We start from the raw sequence: 16262 nt of genomic DNA on the forward strand, positions 1-16262 counted from the left end.
GGTATAGCTAACATGGAAAAACGAATGCATTACTCAAAGTTCCGCCCGGCCTCATTTTAAGATGACTATATTGTTGTGATCGCTCACATCGAGCATATACGAGAGCGGATCAAGTACAATTGCCGCCGCCTCGCGCGGCACCACAATTTGGATGACCGAGCGGTTTTGGGAAAAATGGTGCCTCCGCAGATAAACGGGCTTTGGCGGCACGACGTTCGGCGTTATTTGCTGATCGAATACGGCAATATCAATCGCATCGTCGGGTTTCAGCAGCACGGGTTTGCCCGAGGTTTCGTCGGTTTTGCGGACATTGATTTCCAACGTAAGCAGCTGTTTATTATCGGGTAATGGTTTGTTGGATAGGATTTTAATATCATTATCAAACACAATCACTTTCTTGAAAAGCTCGTCGACCAGTCGGGCCTGAGAGGTATTTGTACCGCATTTCAAAGCGTCGACGAGGCTGGCAGGATCCGGTTTTCGAAGCGGGTAACCATGAAGTTTCACGAGCTCGAGTAATGCGCGGTTGAAATGCGTTTCCCCCAACACCTCTTTGAGACGGAAAAGCGCCAGCCCGCCTTTCTGGTAATATACAAAAGGCTGGTCTGTGGTTTGCCAAAGCGGTATTTCTCTTTCGGCGGTGGCGTTGCGATAGGCGAAATAGAGCTGGGAGTCCTTCACGTGGTAAGGCCGCAGGTACATTTTGCCCAACCGTTTTTCGGTCACCATGGCTTCGGTGTATTTCGCGAGGGATTCTGTGAGCAATGCATAACCAGGGCCTGATGGAGCCGCCACCTGTTCCGCCCACCACTGATGCGCCGTTTCGTGCGCGGCGGTAGCGTAGGTGAAGTTGAAACCGGTACTATCGCCCAGATCACTTCTGAAATTGGTTCGTTCCTGGCTGAAAATAAGGCCGGGATAGGCCGTAGCCGAACCCGGGTAATGGGGGATTTCGGCCAGCGTGAGCTCGCGGCGCGGGTAGGGGCCAAAATGGGCATTGCCGTAGTCCACGGCGTCTTTCATGGCGAGCATCATGGCTGCGATGTTTTGCAGGTGTCCGGGATGGTGGTAGATCCGGAAAGTCGTGCCTTTGTACTTTTCCGTTTTTACAGCATAGCGGGCAGCGCTCAATGCAAACATATAGGGGATTGGGGACTCGGATTGGTAGTGGAAATACCTGCGGCCAGCACGCACCCAGCTTCTCACCAATGTGCCCACCGTAATGGCTTGCTGCCCGGCTTCGGTGGAGATAACGTTTTGAAATTGAATGAAATGATACTCGTGGTCGGACGATGGGTCGTCTCTGCGAACAGGCAGGCCATTTTGCCGTCGCTCTTCCGGATCTTCGATTTCGTAGGCGGCCCGGTATCCCAAATACGGCAGGTATTTTTCCAATTCAATGTAAGAACCATTGGCGGCAACCGAGTGCTCGCTGTTGAAGGGTTTAAGTCCCGATCGGTCTGCGCGGATCGCGAAACGGATCGTCATTTCAGCACCCGGCGCGAGCGGGACATCGGGGCGGTACCCATGCTGGCCGAAGGTTTCATCCGACGACATCCGTGAAGCTTGTTCGGGCGCCAGGCTTATCAGTTCAACCTCCGGGTCAGTCCCGATACACAGCCTCGTAATCGGTTGTCCTGATTTGTTTTTAATCCGCATGGAACCTTTTACGGTGTAGTAGTGATCGGCAGGGAAAAGGTCGGTTTGCAGGTGAACATCCGTAACTACCGGTTGAGGCAGACTTGCAAGCGGCTTGTATTTCCGTTCGTATTGTGCCTGCCATTCCGCATTGGTCGTTCCCGTGCGGTTATGCGCCGAAAAGCCGGTTCGGTATTGAATGAAAATCCCCGTTCCGATAGCGAGCAATGCGCAGACCGATGAAAATACCAACGCTGCTCGGGCTGATGTAATGCCCGTACGTATGCGGCCGCGCGCATACCCCGCCCACATGCGCGTACCGATGCCCGCCAGCGCAAGCGCAACCAGCGTCCAGTAGCACATATACCAGTTAAACGACAAGCCGCTGTGGCCGAACCCGTCGAAGTCGGAATAGCGGAGGCGTGGGGCGGTGGCGAAACGTGTGAGGTAGCTTTCGAGGCCGAGTTTTCGGCCGAAGATGAAAATGCCGATAATGAGACCGCTGATAAGTATTCCCAGGTATTTGTTGGGAATGATAGTTTGAATGAAGAGGATCAGGATCGCGTACAGCACCAGCGGCAGGCCGGCGTAGTAATAGAGCGAGAAATAAGTTTGCCATTCAAAATATTCAAATCCGGAAAACCATTGCACCGCTACCCCGACAGAAATGTGAACGGTGATCAGCGCCAGAATCCAGAAGACGAGCGCGAGAGATTTCGCAATGGCAAATGCTGTAACAGAAACCGGCGTGGAGAAGATCAGCGGCTCGATTCCCGTGGTCTTTTCCCGGTGAATCAATTCGGAAGCGTAAAACAGGATCAGCAGTAACGCAGGCCGCACGGCCACCAGCTGCTCGGCAAGGATACCGCTGGTGGCGTAACTTCTTACCCCATATGGCCCGTTGGAAAGGTTCTCGAACAGCTCTATCGCATTGAAAAACACCCACAATGCGAAGATGAGCGTCGTTATGACCGGGTTGCTGAACAATGTTTTTGTTTCGAGCCTAAGTGTCCGCCAAAATGCCGGCCAGAGGTAGTGCAGCCCGCCGGTGCGGGTACGGATGGTCCGGTAGGCGATAGCGGGTACCTTTTGAGCGACTTGTTTACGGGCCGGGGGCGCGTCATTTTCAGATAGAATCCTGAATTTGAAACGGTTGTACGACAACGCCAGCATAGCGAGCGAAATCGCGGTCCAGAGCAAGCGGTTGGCGACGAACAGCGGGGTGATTGGAAAAAGCTCCTGATTGCGACGCCAAACGGGCCAGTTCATTGTTTCTCCAAAAAACGCTGTAAAGCCGAAGGGATCTATCAATACCGCGACCCAGCCCGGGCCGCCGGGGGCCGGAATGGAACCAGCCATCACGGGGGAATTACCCAGAATGGAGGCCGTGAAATAGACGATAAACATCAAAACTCCGGCCGTGTAAACCCACCGGACATTGCGCGTGAGCAGGGCCGTCGCAAAAACGATGCTGCAACAAAACACCACGCCCGGCAGGCCGAACAGGAGCAATGGCACCAGGTAGTAGGAAAGATGGAAAGGGCCTAATTGCCCGGCGGGTGCAATGAACGTGACCATCGCCGCGCCCGCCGCTGCGAGGCACATCACCAGGAATACGGCGGTGAGCAACCCGGCCAGTCGGACGACGAAATAGGGCATGCGACCAATGCTCGTCGTGAAAATAAGCGGCTCCATCCGGTGTTGGGCATCGCGCAGCACCACAGCCGCGCCGGCGAGTGTGCTCACGAAGATCGTGAACAGTGAAAGCAGGCAAATGATGAAATTGATCACGTGCGGTGCGTTCCGGTGTATTTCTTCACCGCCAAAGTTGCCGAACGGCATCAGTACGCCAAAGATCAGAAATAACAATGCGGCAATGCGAAAGCTGATCTGCCGGAAATGGTAACCCATTTCGAAGCGAAACATGGCGGCTAGCATGGCTGCACCTCCTTCCGGCCTGTGCCCGGGAGCGTGGCAAAGTACACCTCTTCAAGCCCCGGGTCGAATGCCTCGAACGCGGTACCCGGGCATGCGTCCGCAAGTACATGCACCTGAATGCGCCCCGCGACCCTGCGCGTAGAGATCACGTCAATGGTGGCTTGCATTTCGGCGAGCTCCGCGGGCGTGACGGTTTTACGCCAGAGACGGCCTTTCAGCGAATGCGTCAGGGTTTCGGGTTTGCCTTCCAGCACCACGCGACCGGAGGCCAGCACGGCCATTTGCGGGCATAGGTCGTGCACGTCGTCCACAATGTGCGTCGAGAGAATCACCACGATATGCTCCCCGATTTCGCTCAGCAGATCGTGAAACCTGTTGCGTTCCGAAGGGTCCAGGCCCGCCGTAGGCTCATCCACGATCACCAGTTGCGGGTTGCCCAGCAACGCCTGTGCAATACCGAAACGCTGGCGCATTCCACCCGAAAATGTGCTCACGGCCTGCCTGCGGTGCTGGTAGAGGTTTGTACGCTGCAACAGCGCGCCCACTTGTTCCCGGCGCTCCGCTTGGTGGATCAGGCCCTTCAATACGGCCAGGTGGTCGAGCAGGTTTTCCGCGGAGACGCCCGGATATACACCGAAATCTTGCGGCAGGTAACCAAGCCTGCTTCTCAGCCAATCAGTTTCACGGGTAATATCCTGCCCGTCGAAGGTGACCAGCCCGCTGTCGGCCTGGGTAAGGGTAGCAAGAATGCGCATGAAGGTCGACTTGCCGGCACCGTTAGGGCCCAGTAGCCCGAACATCCCGTTCGGTATGTCGAGCGATACCCGGTCGAGGGCGCGGACGCCGTTGGAATAGGTTTTGGAGAGCCCCTGGATTTTTAATCTTTGCATGACATGGCTTTTGAAGTTTCGGCTTCAAAGATGGATGCTGATGGCCGGGTGTTCAACGAATAATGAGGAAGGCTAATGCTGTGGTGACGAATGCATTCGAAAGACTGTTTTTGTGCCTTTTTTACCAATATCACCAAAATCGCGACGGTCGTCATTAATTTTTGAAAAGCAGGCCTGCATTGCGGTTTATTTGCAGGATGTTGATATTGGAAAAAGTAATGGGCGTTTTGGCCCGCCGGAAAGATACCTGGCTTTACGCAGGGCTGTTTTGCTGGATTTCGATCGGGTTTACGATCGGGCGGGACGATTACTGGGCGGCGTATTTTCAATCGCTGCTGGCACTTACGCTATGGTCGCCTGTGCTCGCGGTCACGTGGGTACGCGAGGGGAGTGGGGAGGGGCGCTTTGCAAGGCGCAATCGGCGGGTCTGGCTGGGATGCTTTCTGGGATACTTACCCCTATTGCTGGGGGGCTCGGCGGCATTGTTGAACCCGGAGCAACTGATATGGCCGGTGGTGTTTACCGGCGGGCTTTGCATTGCGGTGCTGGAATGCATCCTCGTGGTGGAAGGCCAGTACATGGGCCGGTTACGCGAGGTAAAATGGATACGCAGATTGAGCCTGGAAAAGGCGGTGCTGATCAGCATCATCGGGCTTGCATTAGTGCTGGGTGCGATGGCGGTGTCGAGTCTTGACAATCCGCTGTATCACTCGGGGAAGCAGCTGCTTATTGGTTTTGAGATACACCTCCTGAAAATAGCGGCCCATTTACCTACATTTATCAGCTATTCCCTGCAACTGCTGGTGATGTACCTCGCGGGGTATTTTTTCTTTTATGTCAACAGCCGCTGGCTGGTGCCCGTGATCCTGAAAGAACGGGGTATTTTGTACTACATCCTCTGTTCGGCCGCGTTAATCGGTGTGTTTTACCCGCTGTGGGGGCAGTTACTGGCCAGTTTGCCTTTCAGTAAAGTGCTGGGCGGCGTGTTTTCGGCCAATCCATTTGTGACTGAAAACGCGTTCGGCGCGATGCTGATACTGGTGATCAGCTTGCCGGTGTTGCTGGCGATTCAATGGGCGAAGCAGAACAGCCTTATTACTGCGCTGCAACATGAGAAGTCCGTGGCCGAGCTCGATCTGTTGAAGCAGCAGTTGAACCCGCATTTTTTCTTCAATACACTCAACAATCTCTATGCATTAAGCCTGCAACGTTCCGAGCAGACGCCCGAGAGCATTTTACAGCTTTCGGAATTGATGCGCTATGTGATTTACAAGGCCAGGGAACCATTTGTGCGGGTGGAGGACGAGGTTAAATACCTGAAAGATTATATTCAATTGCAGAAAATCCGGTTGAGAAGAAGCCTGGACCTGCAATTTGAACAAGAAATAGCGGATGGTACAATCTTGATCGCCCCGCTGCTGCTGATTGTTTTCGTCGAGAATGCATTCAAGCACGGCGTAGAAAATGCTGAAAGCGACGCATTCCTGAGTATCAGCCTCAAAGCAGACCAGCGTGCTGTGCGTTTTGTTTGTGAAAATTCATACGAACCGGTGCCGGATGCGCAAACGGGCATCGGATTGACTAATTTGCGGAAACGTCTGGCATTACTCTACCCCGGAAAGCACCGGTTAACCACCGCAGCGAAGAACGGAGTGTTTACAGCCAGCCTGGAAATCGACCTGCTATGAAATTACGCTGCCTGATTGTCGACGACGAGCCGTTGGCCCATGATGTGATCCTGAGATACCTCGAAGACATCCCGTTTCTCGAAAAGGCCGGCCAATGCTACCTGGCTACCGAGGCATTCACATTTCTCAATCACCACGCGGTAGACCTTATTTTTCTCGACATCCGAATGCCGAAGCTCAGCGGTCTCGATTTCCTGCGTACGCTCAACCAGCGGCCATTGGTCGTCATTACCTCCGCCTACGAGGAGTATGCACTGGAAAGTTTCGAACTGGAAGTGGTCGATTATCTGCTGAAACCGTTCCGCTTCGACCGGTTCCTGAAAGCCGCCAACCGGGCATTGGAGCAGTATACCCTGCGCAAACAGGTGATAACCGCGCCTGCGCCGCCCGCCGTGCCGCACGAAGCGGAGCCGTTGTACATCAAATCCGACAAGAAACTGGTTCAAATGCAGCTTGATGACGTGTATTATCTTGAAAGTCTGGGGAATTACGTCAAAGTCTGGGGCCGGGACCAGTTCCTGCTCACGCAGCGTACCCTGGGAAGTTTTGAAGAACAGCTGCCGGCCGACGCGTTCATCCGGATCCACAAGTCTTTCATATTGAACAAAAAATTCGTACATTATATCGAGGGCAATATGATCCGGCTGTTGAACGGAAAGGTATTGCCGCTTGGTAAAACGTTTAAGCATGTGATCAAACTGTTTCCGGGCTGATCCTTGAAATTTTGCCGCTGGCTGGATATATTTGTTTATACACGAATTGAAAGACACCACCCACGCACCAAGATGAATTCACTCGATTACTTACGCGAAGAAATCAGAACCTATTACCCCGAATCGAAGGAGCTGCAACTTTCTGAGGCATTCGACGGGCAGCGACGGTTCAATTTTTATTTTGAAATAGCCCCTGAACAACGCCATTTACTGTATCTCAACTGGGATGGCGATATCGATGGTTTTACGCTGAAATGCCTTGAATTTCCTGATGTTGCTGTTTTGAGGGAGCTGGCTGATGCCTATGCCGAAAAAGGCTCCAAAATGTTCAATATCGGCCAGCCGGTTGCTACGCTTTCCTTTGTTTATCAGGGGAAGGATAACCTGAGAGTACGCAACTATAAAGGCAAATCGCACATCGATTCCCACGAAATATCGGCCAGGAGCCTGATGTACGCGGTAAACCCGTTTGAATGAGCCGCCGTTCCGATGTTTCTGGATGTCCATACCCATAACCCGCCCGGTACTCCCAATATACTGGCTATTGAAAACCGGCATAGCGGATTTGGAGACCCCGTGGCCAGCCGGTATGTAAGCGCGGGACTGCACCCCTGGTACGTCCGTGCGGAAACGCTTTCCGATGATTTGGAATTGCTGCGCGGATATGCTGCTCATCCGGAGGTAGTTGCAATTGGCGAATGCGGCCTCGATAAGCTCACTGCGACGGACTGGGACACACAGTGCCAGGCATTTGAACGACAGATCGCGCTGGCGGGGGAACTGCGGAAGCCGCTGGTGATCCATTGTGTGAAGGCGGTTCGGGAGTGCCTGCAATTTTTGAGGGACACCTGTGTGCCTGTTATTTTTCATGGGATCAACAACCGTCTTTCGGTAATCCGGCCGGTGATTGATGCGGGCTATTTTCTGTCGTTCGGGAAGGCGCTGCTGCATCCCAATGCGGCCATTGTGGAGGCATTCAGGGCGGTACCGCCGGACCAGCTGCTGCTCGAAACCGACGATACGGGTGGCGATATCCGCGAAATCTACAAAACCGCCTCGCAGCTGCTGAATATTCCCGAAAAAGAGATTGCTTTGCAGCTCGAATCGAATTTTGGTAAAGTATTTAAACAATGATGGAGGATTTTTCCTGGCTTTCCAGGACGGAGTTATTGATTGGAAGGGAAAACCTGGTGAAACTCAGCCAGGCACATGTGCTGGTGATCGGTTTGGGCGGCGTGGGTTCCTTTGCGGCCGAATTCATTTGCCGCGGCGGAGTAGGGACGATGACCATCGTGGATGGCGACGTGGTAGACCCGACTAACCGGAATCGGCAGTTGCCCGCGTTGGCTACGAATCACGGCCAGAGTAAAGCCGATATCATGGCCGAACGCCTCAAAGCGATCAATCCTGAATTGACCCTGAATGTCGTGAAGAGCTTTGTGACGCCGGATGCGGTAGCGCAAATCCTCGATGCAACGCATTACGATTACATTATAGATGCGATCGACAGCGTGACGCCCAAGCTGACTTTCCTCACGCAGGCCTACAAGCGTAACATACCCATCGTAAGCTCAATGGGCGCGGGCGGAAAAATGGACCCGACGCAATTGAAAGTGGTCGATATTTCGAAAACATACAATTGCCCTTTCGCGCAGCAGGTCAGGAAAAACCTTAAAAAGGCGGGGATTTACAAGGGGATCAAAGCCGTATTTTCGACAGAAGAGCAAATCCGCGAGTCGCTTATTCTCACCGACGGCAGTAACTATAAAAAATCCGCCTACGGCACCATGCCCTACCTCCCTGCGATATTCGGGGGAACCTGCGCATCGGTGGTATTGCGGGATTTGATTGGTGAATAACGGGCTATTGACCCGTCACTCACAATTTCCGAAGTGATTGTTAACAATTGTTAAGGACCGGGCGGACGGTCTTTAAGGCGGCGTTACTCGGGGAATTCCATTTCGGTTTCGGAGAAATGGCAAAGGCCATCGAGGAGCTCGCTGAGTTTGGAACCGGTTTCGGACAGCGTGTATTCAACACGGCTCGGTACTTCGCGGAAGTTGTCGTTGCGGATGATCAGCTTGTGTTGTTCGAGCAATTTCAGGCGATCGGCTAAGATGTTGTCGCTAATGTGTTTAAGGTCCTCTTTCAGCGTCGAAAAGCGATTATTACCTTCCTCAATGCTGAACATCACTTCGGTCAGCCACCGTTTGCTAAGCAGGTTGATCAGCTCGTTCAATGTGCATTTCTCTTCCAGGAACGTCTGATTGTAGTAATTCGTCGAAGTAAGTTTTCTCATAGTGTTAGGCTCATTTATATAGGAGCTACTCACAATTTACACAGATAATGGTCGCCTGTCAACATGAGGGAGTAGGGGCACGCACAACGTTTCTGGATCTATCGTGTATTATTTTAATAAAAAAGATAAAAATAGTGGGGTATATATTCCGAAAATGAGTCTCATCTAGAAAAAGTGACAGCTACCACGAGATGAGACCACGCATTACTCCTGATGAAGCTCAGAAACTTTGGAATGACTACCAGTCGGGCGACATGTACGCGCTGGCGAATATCATGCAGGGCTACTATTCCGACCTGTTCCATTGGGGCCTGAGGCTGCATGGCGAGCGCGAATTCGTGAAGGATTGCATTCAGGATATGTTCGTGAACCTCTGGAAAACGCAGCAGTCAGCAGGGGCAGCCCATGCGGGGTCTTTCGGGGCGGTGTCCAATGTGCGTTCCTACCTGCTCGTGGTGCTCAAAACGCGGATTTTGCGCGAGTTATCCAAAAAGCATGTCACGCACCAGTCGATGCTGTCGGATGAATACTCGTTTTCGGTGGAGTTCTCTTCCGACCTCCGGCTGATCGACGAAGAACACGAAATATACCAGGTGAGAAAGCTCGAAGGAGTGCTTAACAGCCTGTCGGGCAGGCAGAAGGAGCTTATCTACCTGCGCTTTTACCAGAGCCTCAGCTTCGAGCAAATCGCCGAGGTCATGAACCTGAGCCGTCAGTCAGTCTATAATCTCTTGCAAAAATCGCTGGGAAGCCTGCGGAAGCATTACGACCTGAGTTCCTAGGCGCGACCTGATCTCAGGCGTATAGTGTGTAACGTAACAGAACTGAAACCGGAATGAAGCCTTACGAATCGTATACCGTCGAAGATTTCCTGGAAGACGAGAGCTTCCGGAAATGGGTGCAGGGCCAGGGCACGCAGGAAATATTCTGGTTGTCTTTTTTGGACAAATACCCCGGCTGCCGCGATACATTCCGGCAGGCAGAGCATCTGATCCGCGCGGCGAACGTGGATGGGGAGCGGCTCAGTGAAAAGGAAATTCGCGCTGAAATTGAACGGTTTATTGAAGCTGTCGGCGGTAAGGAAGACCATTTAGAAATCAGTTTCTCCGATGATGACGAAGAAAGCGGCCGTACTATTTTCTGGAAAAGATGGCTGATGGCAGCTGCCGCGGTGCTTGTGCTAGGTGCCGGAATTGGCTGGTATTATTATCAAAATAATGCTTCTGCACCGCAGCTCGCGGCCAATACCGCGAGCCCGGCGAATCTTGTCACCACGCGAAATGACACTTCAAAACCATTGGTAATCCACTTAAATGACGGTTCGGAAGTAACGCTGAGTCCGAAGAGCTACCTGAGCTACCCGTCGGAATTTGCCGATAGTGCCCGGGTGGTGTATTTGACGGGTGAGGCTATTTTTTCGGTGAAGAAACAGGGGCAGACATTTATGGTGCATACCGGCAAAGTGGTGACCAAAGTACTCGGTACCCGCTTCGTAGTGAGCGCATTCGACGACGACCGGAACATCACCGTGCAGGTGCAAACGGGGAAGGTGTCGGTGTATGTCGACAAGCCTTTGGAAAAGGAAGTGAAGGGCCTCATCATCACGGCCAATCAGGCGGCGGTTTTTGAGAAAAGTGCCAACCAGCTCTCGAAAACATTGGTGGAAAACCCCGAAAAACTTCCGAATGGAGCCGTTGAAAACATTTTGAAATACGATGAAGTACCGCTGCCGGTGATATTGAGGGATATGGAAAAATCGTACGGTATCCCTGTCCAGTTCGACGCCGACAGCTTTTGGGCCTGCAAAATTACGGTGGCTTTCTCCGACGAAAGCATGTACGACAAACTGAGCATTCTCTGCAAAACTGTTTCGGCCAGCTACGAGATCGTCGACGGACAGATCGTCGTCAGCGGCAAAGGTTGCAGTAAATGAAAAATGGCAGTGGGTTTCACTGCCATCAAGGTCGGATCACGAGCGGCCACTCGCCAAAGTTACACGCTCGGTATCTGCAAGTTCCCGGTTAAAAGAACCCTTTAAACCCTGTTCAAAAGTATGAAAAAACGCATTACCAGAAAATTCTGGCTGAAACTTATGAGGTTTTCGATCACACAGAGTTTGGTCATGGCGTTGCTCGCGGGTGTAGCGTATGCGCACACGAGCACTGCGCAGGAGTACCTGAACCGGCGTCTGACGGTCCAGGCGGAGAACCGTGAAATCAAACGGGTGCTGGCACACATCGAAAAGGAAACGGATGTACAGTTTGTATACAGTTCCAATGTGCTCGAAGCGTCGAAAAAGGTCACGATCAAGGCCGTGAATACGACATTGGAAGAGGTGCTTTTTAAATTGTTGAAACCACTGAAAATCAAATATGAATTATCGGGAAAGAAGATCATTCTCTCTTCGGGCGAATTGCCGGGGGCTGACAATGGTTTCCTGCTCCCGGAGAGCAATTCGCTTCAACTTGCGCCTAAGAAAAGCCTTTCCGGCAAGGTCACCGACGAAAAGGGCGCCGCTTTGCCGGGCGTTAACATCATTATAAAAGGTACCCAACGCGGGACGACCACGAATGCGGAAGGTACATTTCAAATAGACATTCAGGAAGGCGACGGCGCATTGCTGTTCAGTTTTGTGGGGTATCAATCCAAAGAGGTAATCTTGGGAAACCAAACCAGCCTGGTGGTTTCGCTGATGCCCGAAAGCAAGGCACTGGAAGAAGTAGTGGTAACCGCATTGGGTATCAAAAAGGCAGCCAAAAGTCTCGGTTATGCCACTGCCAGCGTACCCACCGAGGAAATGACCGTGAACCGTACCGCCAATTTTATGAATGCATTGCAGGGGAAAATGGCCGGTGTGAACATTACTTCGCTTGGTTCCGGGCCGGCAGGTACGAGCAAAATCCGCATTCGCGGACAGTCGTCGTTTGGGGGTAACAACTCGCCATTAATCGTGGTGAATGGCGTACCGATTGATAACAGCAACTTCGGTGCCCGCGGCGATGCGGCCGATAAGGGTTCCAACCGCACTTCCGACAGCGGCGACGGCCTGAGCAGCATTAACCCGGACAATATCGAGTCGATGACCGTGCTGAAAGGCGCTGCGGCGTCGGCATTGTACGGCTCGCGGGCGAAGGACGGGGTGATTATGATTACGACCAAAACGCGCGGCGCCGGCATTGGTATCGGCATTGAGTTCAACTCCAATTTCACCACCGAAACACCGCTCGATTATACCGATTATCAATATGAATACGGGCAGGGCGAAAACGGCAAGCGGCCTACCACGCCTAATCCCACCTCCGGCCAATGGAGTTTTGGTGAGAAGTTCGAACCGGGCATGACGCAGATTCTTTTCGATGGCGTGGAAGTACCTTATGTGCCTCAGCGGCATCAGATCACCGACTATTACCGCAAAGGCAGCACATTTACCAACACCATTACCTTGTCATCGGGTGGGGAATTCGGCGGTTTCAGCCTCTCGCTTTCGAATTTGGATAATAAAACCATTTTGCCCGGCTCGGGTTACCATCGTAAAACGGTGAACCTCGGGTTTACCCAAACTATGGCCAAAAAGCTGACCGTTTCGGGTAATATCAACTATTCCAACGAGGACCGTAAAAACCCGCCGAACATTGCGGAACAGGATTACAGCCCGGTGGTGCTCTACAACATGGCCAATTCCATGCCGCTCGATTTGCTGGAAAAATACGCGACCGACGCGAATGGTAATGAATATGTATGGTCGCGGTTCACGAACAGGACCAATCCCTACTTTGCGTTGAAACGCTTCGAAAACGTGGAAAAGGACCGCGTATTCGGTAATCTTTCGGTGCGGTACAGCTTTACTGACTGGCTTTATGCCCAGGTGCGGGTAGGACAGGATTACTATTCCCGCGAGCAGGATTACAACCTGCCCACAGGAAGCCAACGGCAAGCGGCAGCGCCTCAGGGTTTTGTGAATGGCCAATATGTGCAGGATACCCGCTCGGTACGCGAGCTGAATACTGATTTCCTGATCTCGGCCAACAAAACATTCGGTCGCATTGGCTTGAATATCAATGCAGGGGGCAATCAGATGCGCCGCAAACTGAGCCGGCACAATGTATTCGTGCAGGATTTTTATGTGCGCGACCTGTACACGATCGGGAACGGCCGCCAGCGCGACGCGACCTATGAGTTTTCCAAAAGGCAGGTCAATTCGCTTTACGGTGCAGCGGAAATTTCTTACAACGACTTCCTCTTTCTGAACGGTACCATTCGTAACGACTGGTTTTCAACACTTTCGCCAGCGAACAGGAGCATTGTATATCCCTCGGTAACAGCCAGTTTCGTGTTCTCGCAGGCATTTACGGCTTCGTTGCCCTCGTGGATTTCGTTTGGGAAAGTACGGGTAGCTTATGCCGAAGTAGGTAGCGACACGGATGTTCAACCGTACGCCAACAATTTGTTTTACAACATCAATCCGCAACAATTCCCCAACCCGAATGGCGCCGGCCAGCCGCTGGCGACGATCAATGGCTCCACGGTTCCGAATGCGAACCTCCGGCCGATGCGGGTTTCGGAAAAAGAGGTGGGATTGGAATTGAAACTGTTTGAAAACAGGCTGGGGCTCGATTTTACCTATTATGATAAACTCTCGTCCGACCAGATCCTCCAAGCGCAGACTTCCGATGCTTCGGGTTACCTCACGCAGCTCATTAATGTGGGCAAAGGCCGCAACCGCGGGCTCGAAATGATGGTGAACGTGACGCCTTACCAGGACAAAAACTTTGTCTGGAACCTGAATTTCAACGCGGCTTATAATGTCACCAAAACCCTCGACCTGGGAAGCAATGTAAGCGACGCGATGATCACCGTCGGAACCGGTGACTTTACCGGTGAGCTCCGGCAGGTGGTAGGCAAGCCAATGGGCCAGCTCTATGGCTTCGGCTACCTTCGCGACGACCAGGGCAGGCAGGTTTTCGACGCCGGAAATGGCCGGCCCTTGCGCACGCCTACGCAAATCGCGTTCGGGAGCGCATTACCGAAGTGGGTAGGGGGCATTACCAACAGTTTTAATTATAAAAACTTCTCTGCCTCGGTACTGATCGATTTCAAACTCGGGCATAAGATGATTTCTGGTACCAACCACAATGCGTGGCGGCATGGCTTGCTCAAAGAGACGCTGCCCGGGCGGGCGGAGGGTTTCATTATCGGCGACGGCGTGAATCCGAATGGTGAAGTGAATCAAACGAAATCGGTGGTGCAGGCTTATTATGAAACGGTCAGGTCGCAGAATATCGCCGAGCAGTTTGTGTACAATGCAGGTTTGTGGCAATTGCGGCAGATCACATTCGGGTACGATTTCGGGCGGTTTCTACCTAAAAACATTCCGTTTATCAAAGCTGCGCGGCTGAGCATTGTCTCCAACAATGTGGCGGTGCTCAAAAAATGGGTGCCGACCATCCACCCCGACCAGTTCGGTTTCCCGTCCGACAACCTGATCGGCCTCGAAGCAACCGGCTTACCCATCACCCGCAGCACGGGTTTCAACCTCAATCTGAAATTCTAAGCGATCGACTATGAAAAAGGCATTACATATACTAATCAGCGGCATTTGCATCATGGCGATGGACGCCTGCGACAGCGGTTTTGATGAGATGAACATCAATCCCATTGCCCTCACTGCCGTAAACCCTGCCTATCAGCTCAATACGACCATCGTTAACAGCGCGCCGGTGTATGGCAATCTGAGTTACGAAACGACGATTGTGAAGCAGATGATCACGCCGTTCAGCGGGCAGGGATCGGCTGCCAACTTCAACCAGGATAACCGGGGCGTGACGTCGGGTAACTGGAATACCTATTACCGCACTATTATCAAGGAACTGGCCGACGTAGTTGCCAAAACCAAAGACGATGCAAGCCGTACGAACCTGTACCATATGGCGCGGATCTGGAAAGCCTATGCATTTATGGTGTTGAGCGATACTTACGGCAACATTCCTTACGCCGAGGCGGGCTCGGGCTTCCTCACGGGCAATACCACGCCCGCTTACGACAACCAGGAGGCCATTTACAACGACATTCTCACCGAACTGGACGCCGCATCGAATGCTTTGGATGCTTCCAAAACGGCTGTTTCGAGTGATGTGCTTTATGGCGGGGATGTTTTGAAATGGAAAAAACTGGGTAACTCGTTGTTGCTGCGTGGGGCTATGCGGCTCTCGAAAATCAATCCTGCCAAAGCTGCCGAATACGTAGCCAAGGCCGTGGCGGGAGGGGTAATGCAATCCAACCAGGACAATGCGGTGATCCGCCATACGGCGAGTTTCACCAACCCGGTGGGAAGCTCGCTGAATGGCGGGCAGTCGGCATTCTATTACCTGGATGAAGAATTTGTGACCTATCTATCCACCAACAACGATCCGCGCCTGGGGGCGATCGCGGTGCGTTACGTGGGTGCGCAAAGCGGGGCCGACCAGGTGGAAGCGAAAGCCAACCGCTCGGTGGCGGTGCAGATAGGTATGCCGCAGGGGTACGACAACACGACCATTAGCGCCGATGTAGCGGCCAAGAAACTGGCCAGCTTGTGGGATTACAGCCAGCTCGACAGGACGCGAATGGCGGGGTTAACTGCTCCCAGTTTCCTGGTAACCTATGCGCAAACGCAGCTCCTGCTCGCCGAAGCGGTGGTGCGTAAATGGACGACGGGCGACGCCGCTGCATTGTATGCCGAGGGAATCAAGGCCCATATGCAGCAATTCGCAATGTATGGGGCCAGTACCGCCATCGGCGATGCGGCCATTGCCTCGTACGTGAGCGCTCACCCGTTGCACGCAGGCAAGGAGCTGGAAGAGATCAACACGCAATACTGGGTAGCGTCGTTCCTGATCGGCCCCGAGGCGTTTGCGAACTTCCGTCGCAGTGGTTTCCCGGTTTTAAAACCCAACCCATACCCGGGCAGCGACCTTAAAACAGAACCGTTTATCCGCCGGCTGACCTACACCGACGCAGAACTGAACGTGAACCACGATAATGTCCAGAAGGCGATTGCCGCGCAAGGTCCCGACCTGCTCGACACGCGCGTGTGGTGGGACAAGAAATAGCATTGTAA

The 16262-nt window shown here is 52.9% G+C and carries 12 protein-coding genes; 9 read left to right on the top strand and 3 right to left on the bottom strand.

Annotated features, from left to right (window positions below; genetic code table 11):
* Nucleotides 1-51: 51 nt before the first annotated feature.
* Nucleotides 52-3564 carry a M1 family aminopeptidase gene (locus J2Y43_RS12570; protein WP_309982976.1) on the bottom strand — a complete coding sequence of 1171 codons (3513 nt, stop codon included), beginning with the start codon at nucleotides 3562-3564 and terminating at the stop codon, nucleotides 52-54.
* 5 nt (nucleotides 3565-3569) lie between these two features.
* The gene (locus J2Y43_RS12575; protein ID WP_309982978.1) at nucleotides 3570-4466 is read right to left on the bottom strand and encodes an ABC transporter ATP-binding protein; all 897 of its coding nucleotides are present in this window, start codon (nucleotides 4464-4466) and stop codon (nucleotides 3570-3572) included.
* A gap of 161 nt (nucleotides 4467-4627) precedes the next feature.
* Here J2Y43_RS12575 and J2Y43_RS12580 point away from each other — a divergent pair, with 161 nt between their 5' ends.
* From J2Y43_RS12580 to J2Y43_RS12600, 5 genes are all read left to right on the top strand, one after another.
* Nucleotides 4628-6154, top strand: coding sequence for a sensor histidine kinase (locus J2Y43_RS12580; protein ID WP_309982980.1), 1527 nt, complete (start codon nucleotides 4628-4630; stop codon nucleotides 6152-6154).
* On the top strand, nucleotides 6151-6867 hold the full coding sequence (locus J2Y43_RS12585) for a LytTR family DNA-binding domain-containing protein (RefSeq protein WP_309982982.1): 717 nt from the start codon (nucleotides 6151-6153) through the stop codon (nucleotides 6865-6867). The genes J2Y43_RS12580 and J2Y43_RS12585 overlap by 4 nt, the downstream gene beginning before the upstream one ends.
* Nucleotides 6868-6939: 72 nt before the next feature.
* Entirely contained in the window at nucleotides 6940-7344 is a 405-nt protein-coding gene (locus J2Y43_RS12590; protein WP_309982984.1) for a hypothetical protein, read from the top strand.
* Between the two features lie 12 nt (nucleotides 7345-7356).
* Nucleotides 7357-8001 carry a TatD family hydrolase gene (locus J2Y43_RS12595; protein WP_309982986.1) on the top strand — a complete coding sequence of 215 codons (645 nt, stop codon included), beginning with the start codon at nucleotides 7357-7359 and terminating at the stop codon, nucleotides 7999-8001.
* Nucleotides 7998-8726, top strand: a complete 729-nt coding sequence (locus tag J2Y43_RS12600; protein WP_309982988.1) for a tRNA threonylcarbamoyladenosine dehydratase — start codon at nucleotides 7998-8000, stop codon at nucleotides 8724-8726. Before J2Y43_RS12595 ends, J2Y43_RS12600 begins: the two co-directional genes overlap by 4 nt.
* An 83-nt stretch (nucleotides 8727-8809) precedes the next feature.
* Here J2Y43_RS12600 and J2Y43_RS12605 read toward each other — a convergent pair whose 3' ends face one another.
* Nucleotides 8810-9166, bottom strand: coding sequence for a helix-turn-helix domain-containing protein (locus J2Y43_RS12605; protein WP_106598884.1), 357 nt, complete (start codon nucleotides 9164-9166; stop codon nucleotides 8810-8812).
* A gap of 191 nt (nucleotides 9167-9357) precedes the next feature.
* On the opposite strand from J2Y43_RS12605, the gene J2Y43_RS12610 reads away from it, so the two are divergent.
* From J2Y43_RS12610 to J2Y43_RS12625, 4 genes are all read left to right on the top strand, one after another.
* On the top strand, nucleotides 9358-9948 hold the full coding sequence (locus J2Y43_RS12610) for a sigma-70 family RNA polymerase sigma factor (RefSeq protein ID WP_309982994.1): 591 nt from the start codon (nucleotides 9358-9360) through the stop codon (nucleotides 9946-9948).
* Between the two features lie 53 nt (nucleotides 9949-10001).
* Nucleotides 10002-11099 carry a FecR family protein gene (locus tag J2Y43_RS12615; RefSeq protein WP_309982996.1) on the top strand — a complete coding sequence of 366 codons (1098 nt, stop codon included), beginning with the start codon at nucleotides 10002-10004 and terminating at the stop codon, nucleotides 11097-11099.
* Between the two features lie 120 nt (nucleotides 11100-11219).
* The gene (locus J2Y43_RS12620; RefSeq protein WP_309982998.1) at nucleotides 11220-14717 is read left to right on the top strand and encodes a SusC/RagA family TonB-linked outer membrane protein; all 3498 of its coding nucleotides are present in this window, start codon (nucleotides 11220-11222) and stop codon (nucleotides 14715-14717) included.
* Nucleotides 14718-14727: 10 nt separating this feature from the next.
* Nucleotides 14728-16254 carry a SusD/RagB family nutrient-binding outer membrane lipoprotein gene (locus J2Y43_RS12625; RefSeq protein ID WP_309983000.1) on the top strand — a complete coding sequence of 509 codons (1527 nt, stop codon included), beginning with the start codon at nucleotides 14728-14730 and terminating at the stop codon, nucleotides 16252-16254.
* The last annotated feature ends 8 nt before the right edge of the window (nucleotides 16255-16262 follow it).

This window comes from Dyadobacter sp. BE31, assembly GCF_031457695.1.
Taxonomy (GTDB): Bacteria; Bacteroidota; Bacteroidia; order Cytophagales; family Spirosomataceae; genus Dyadobacter.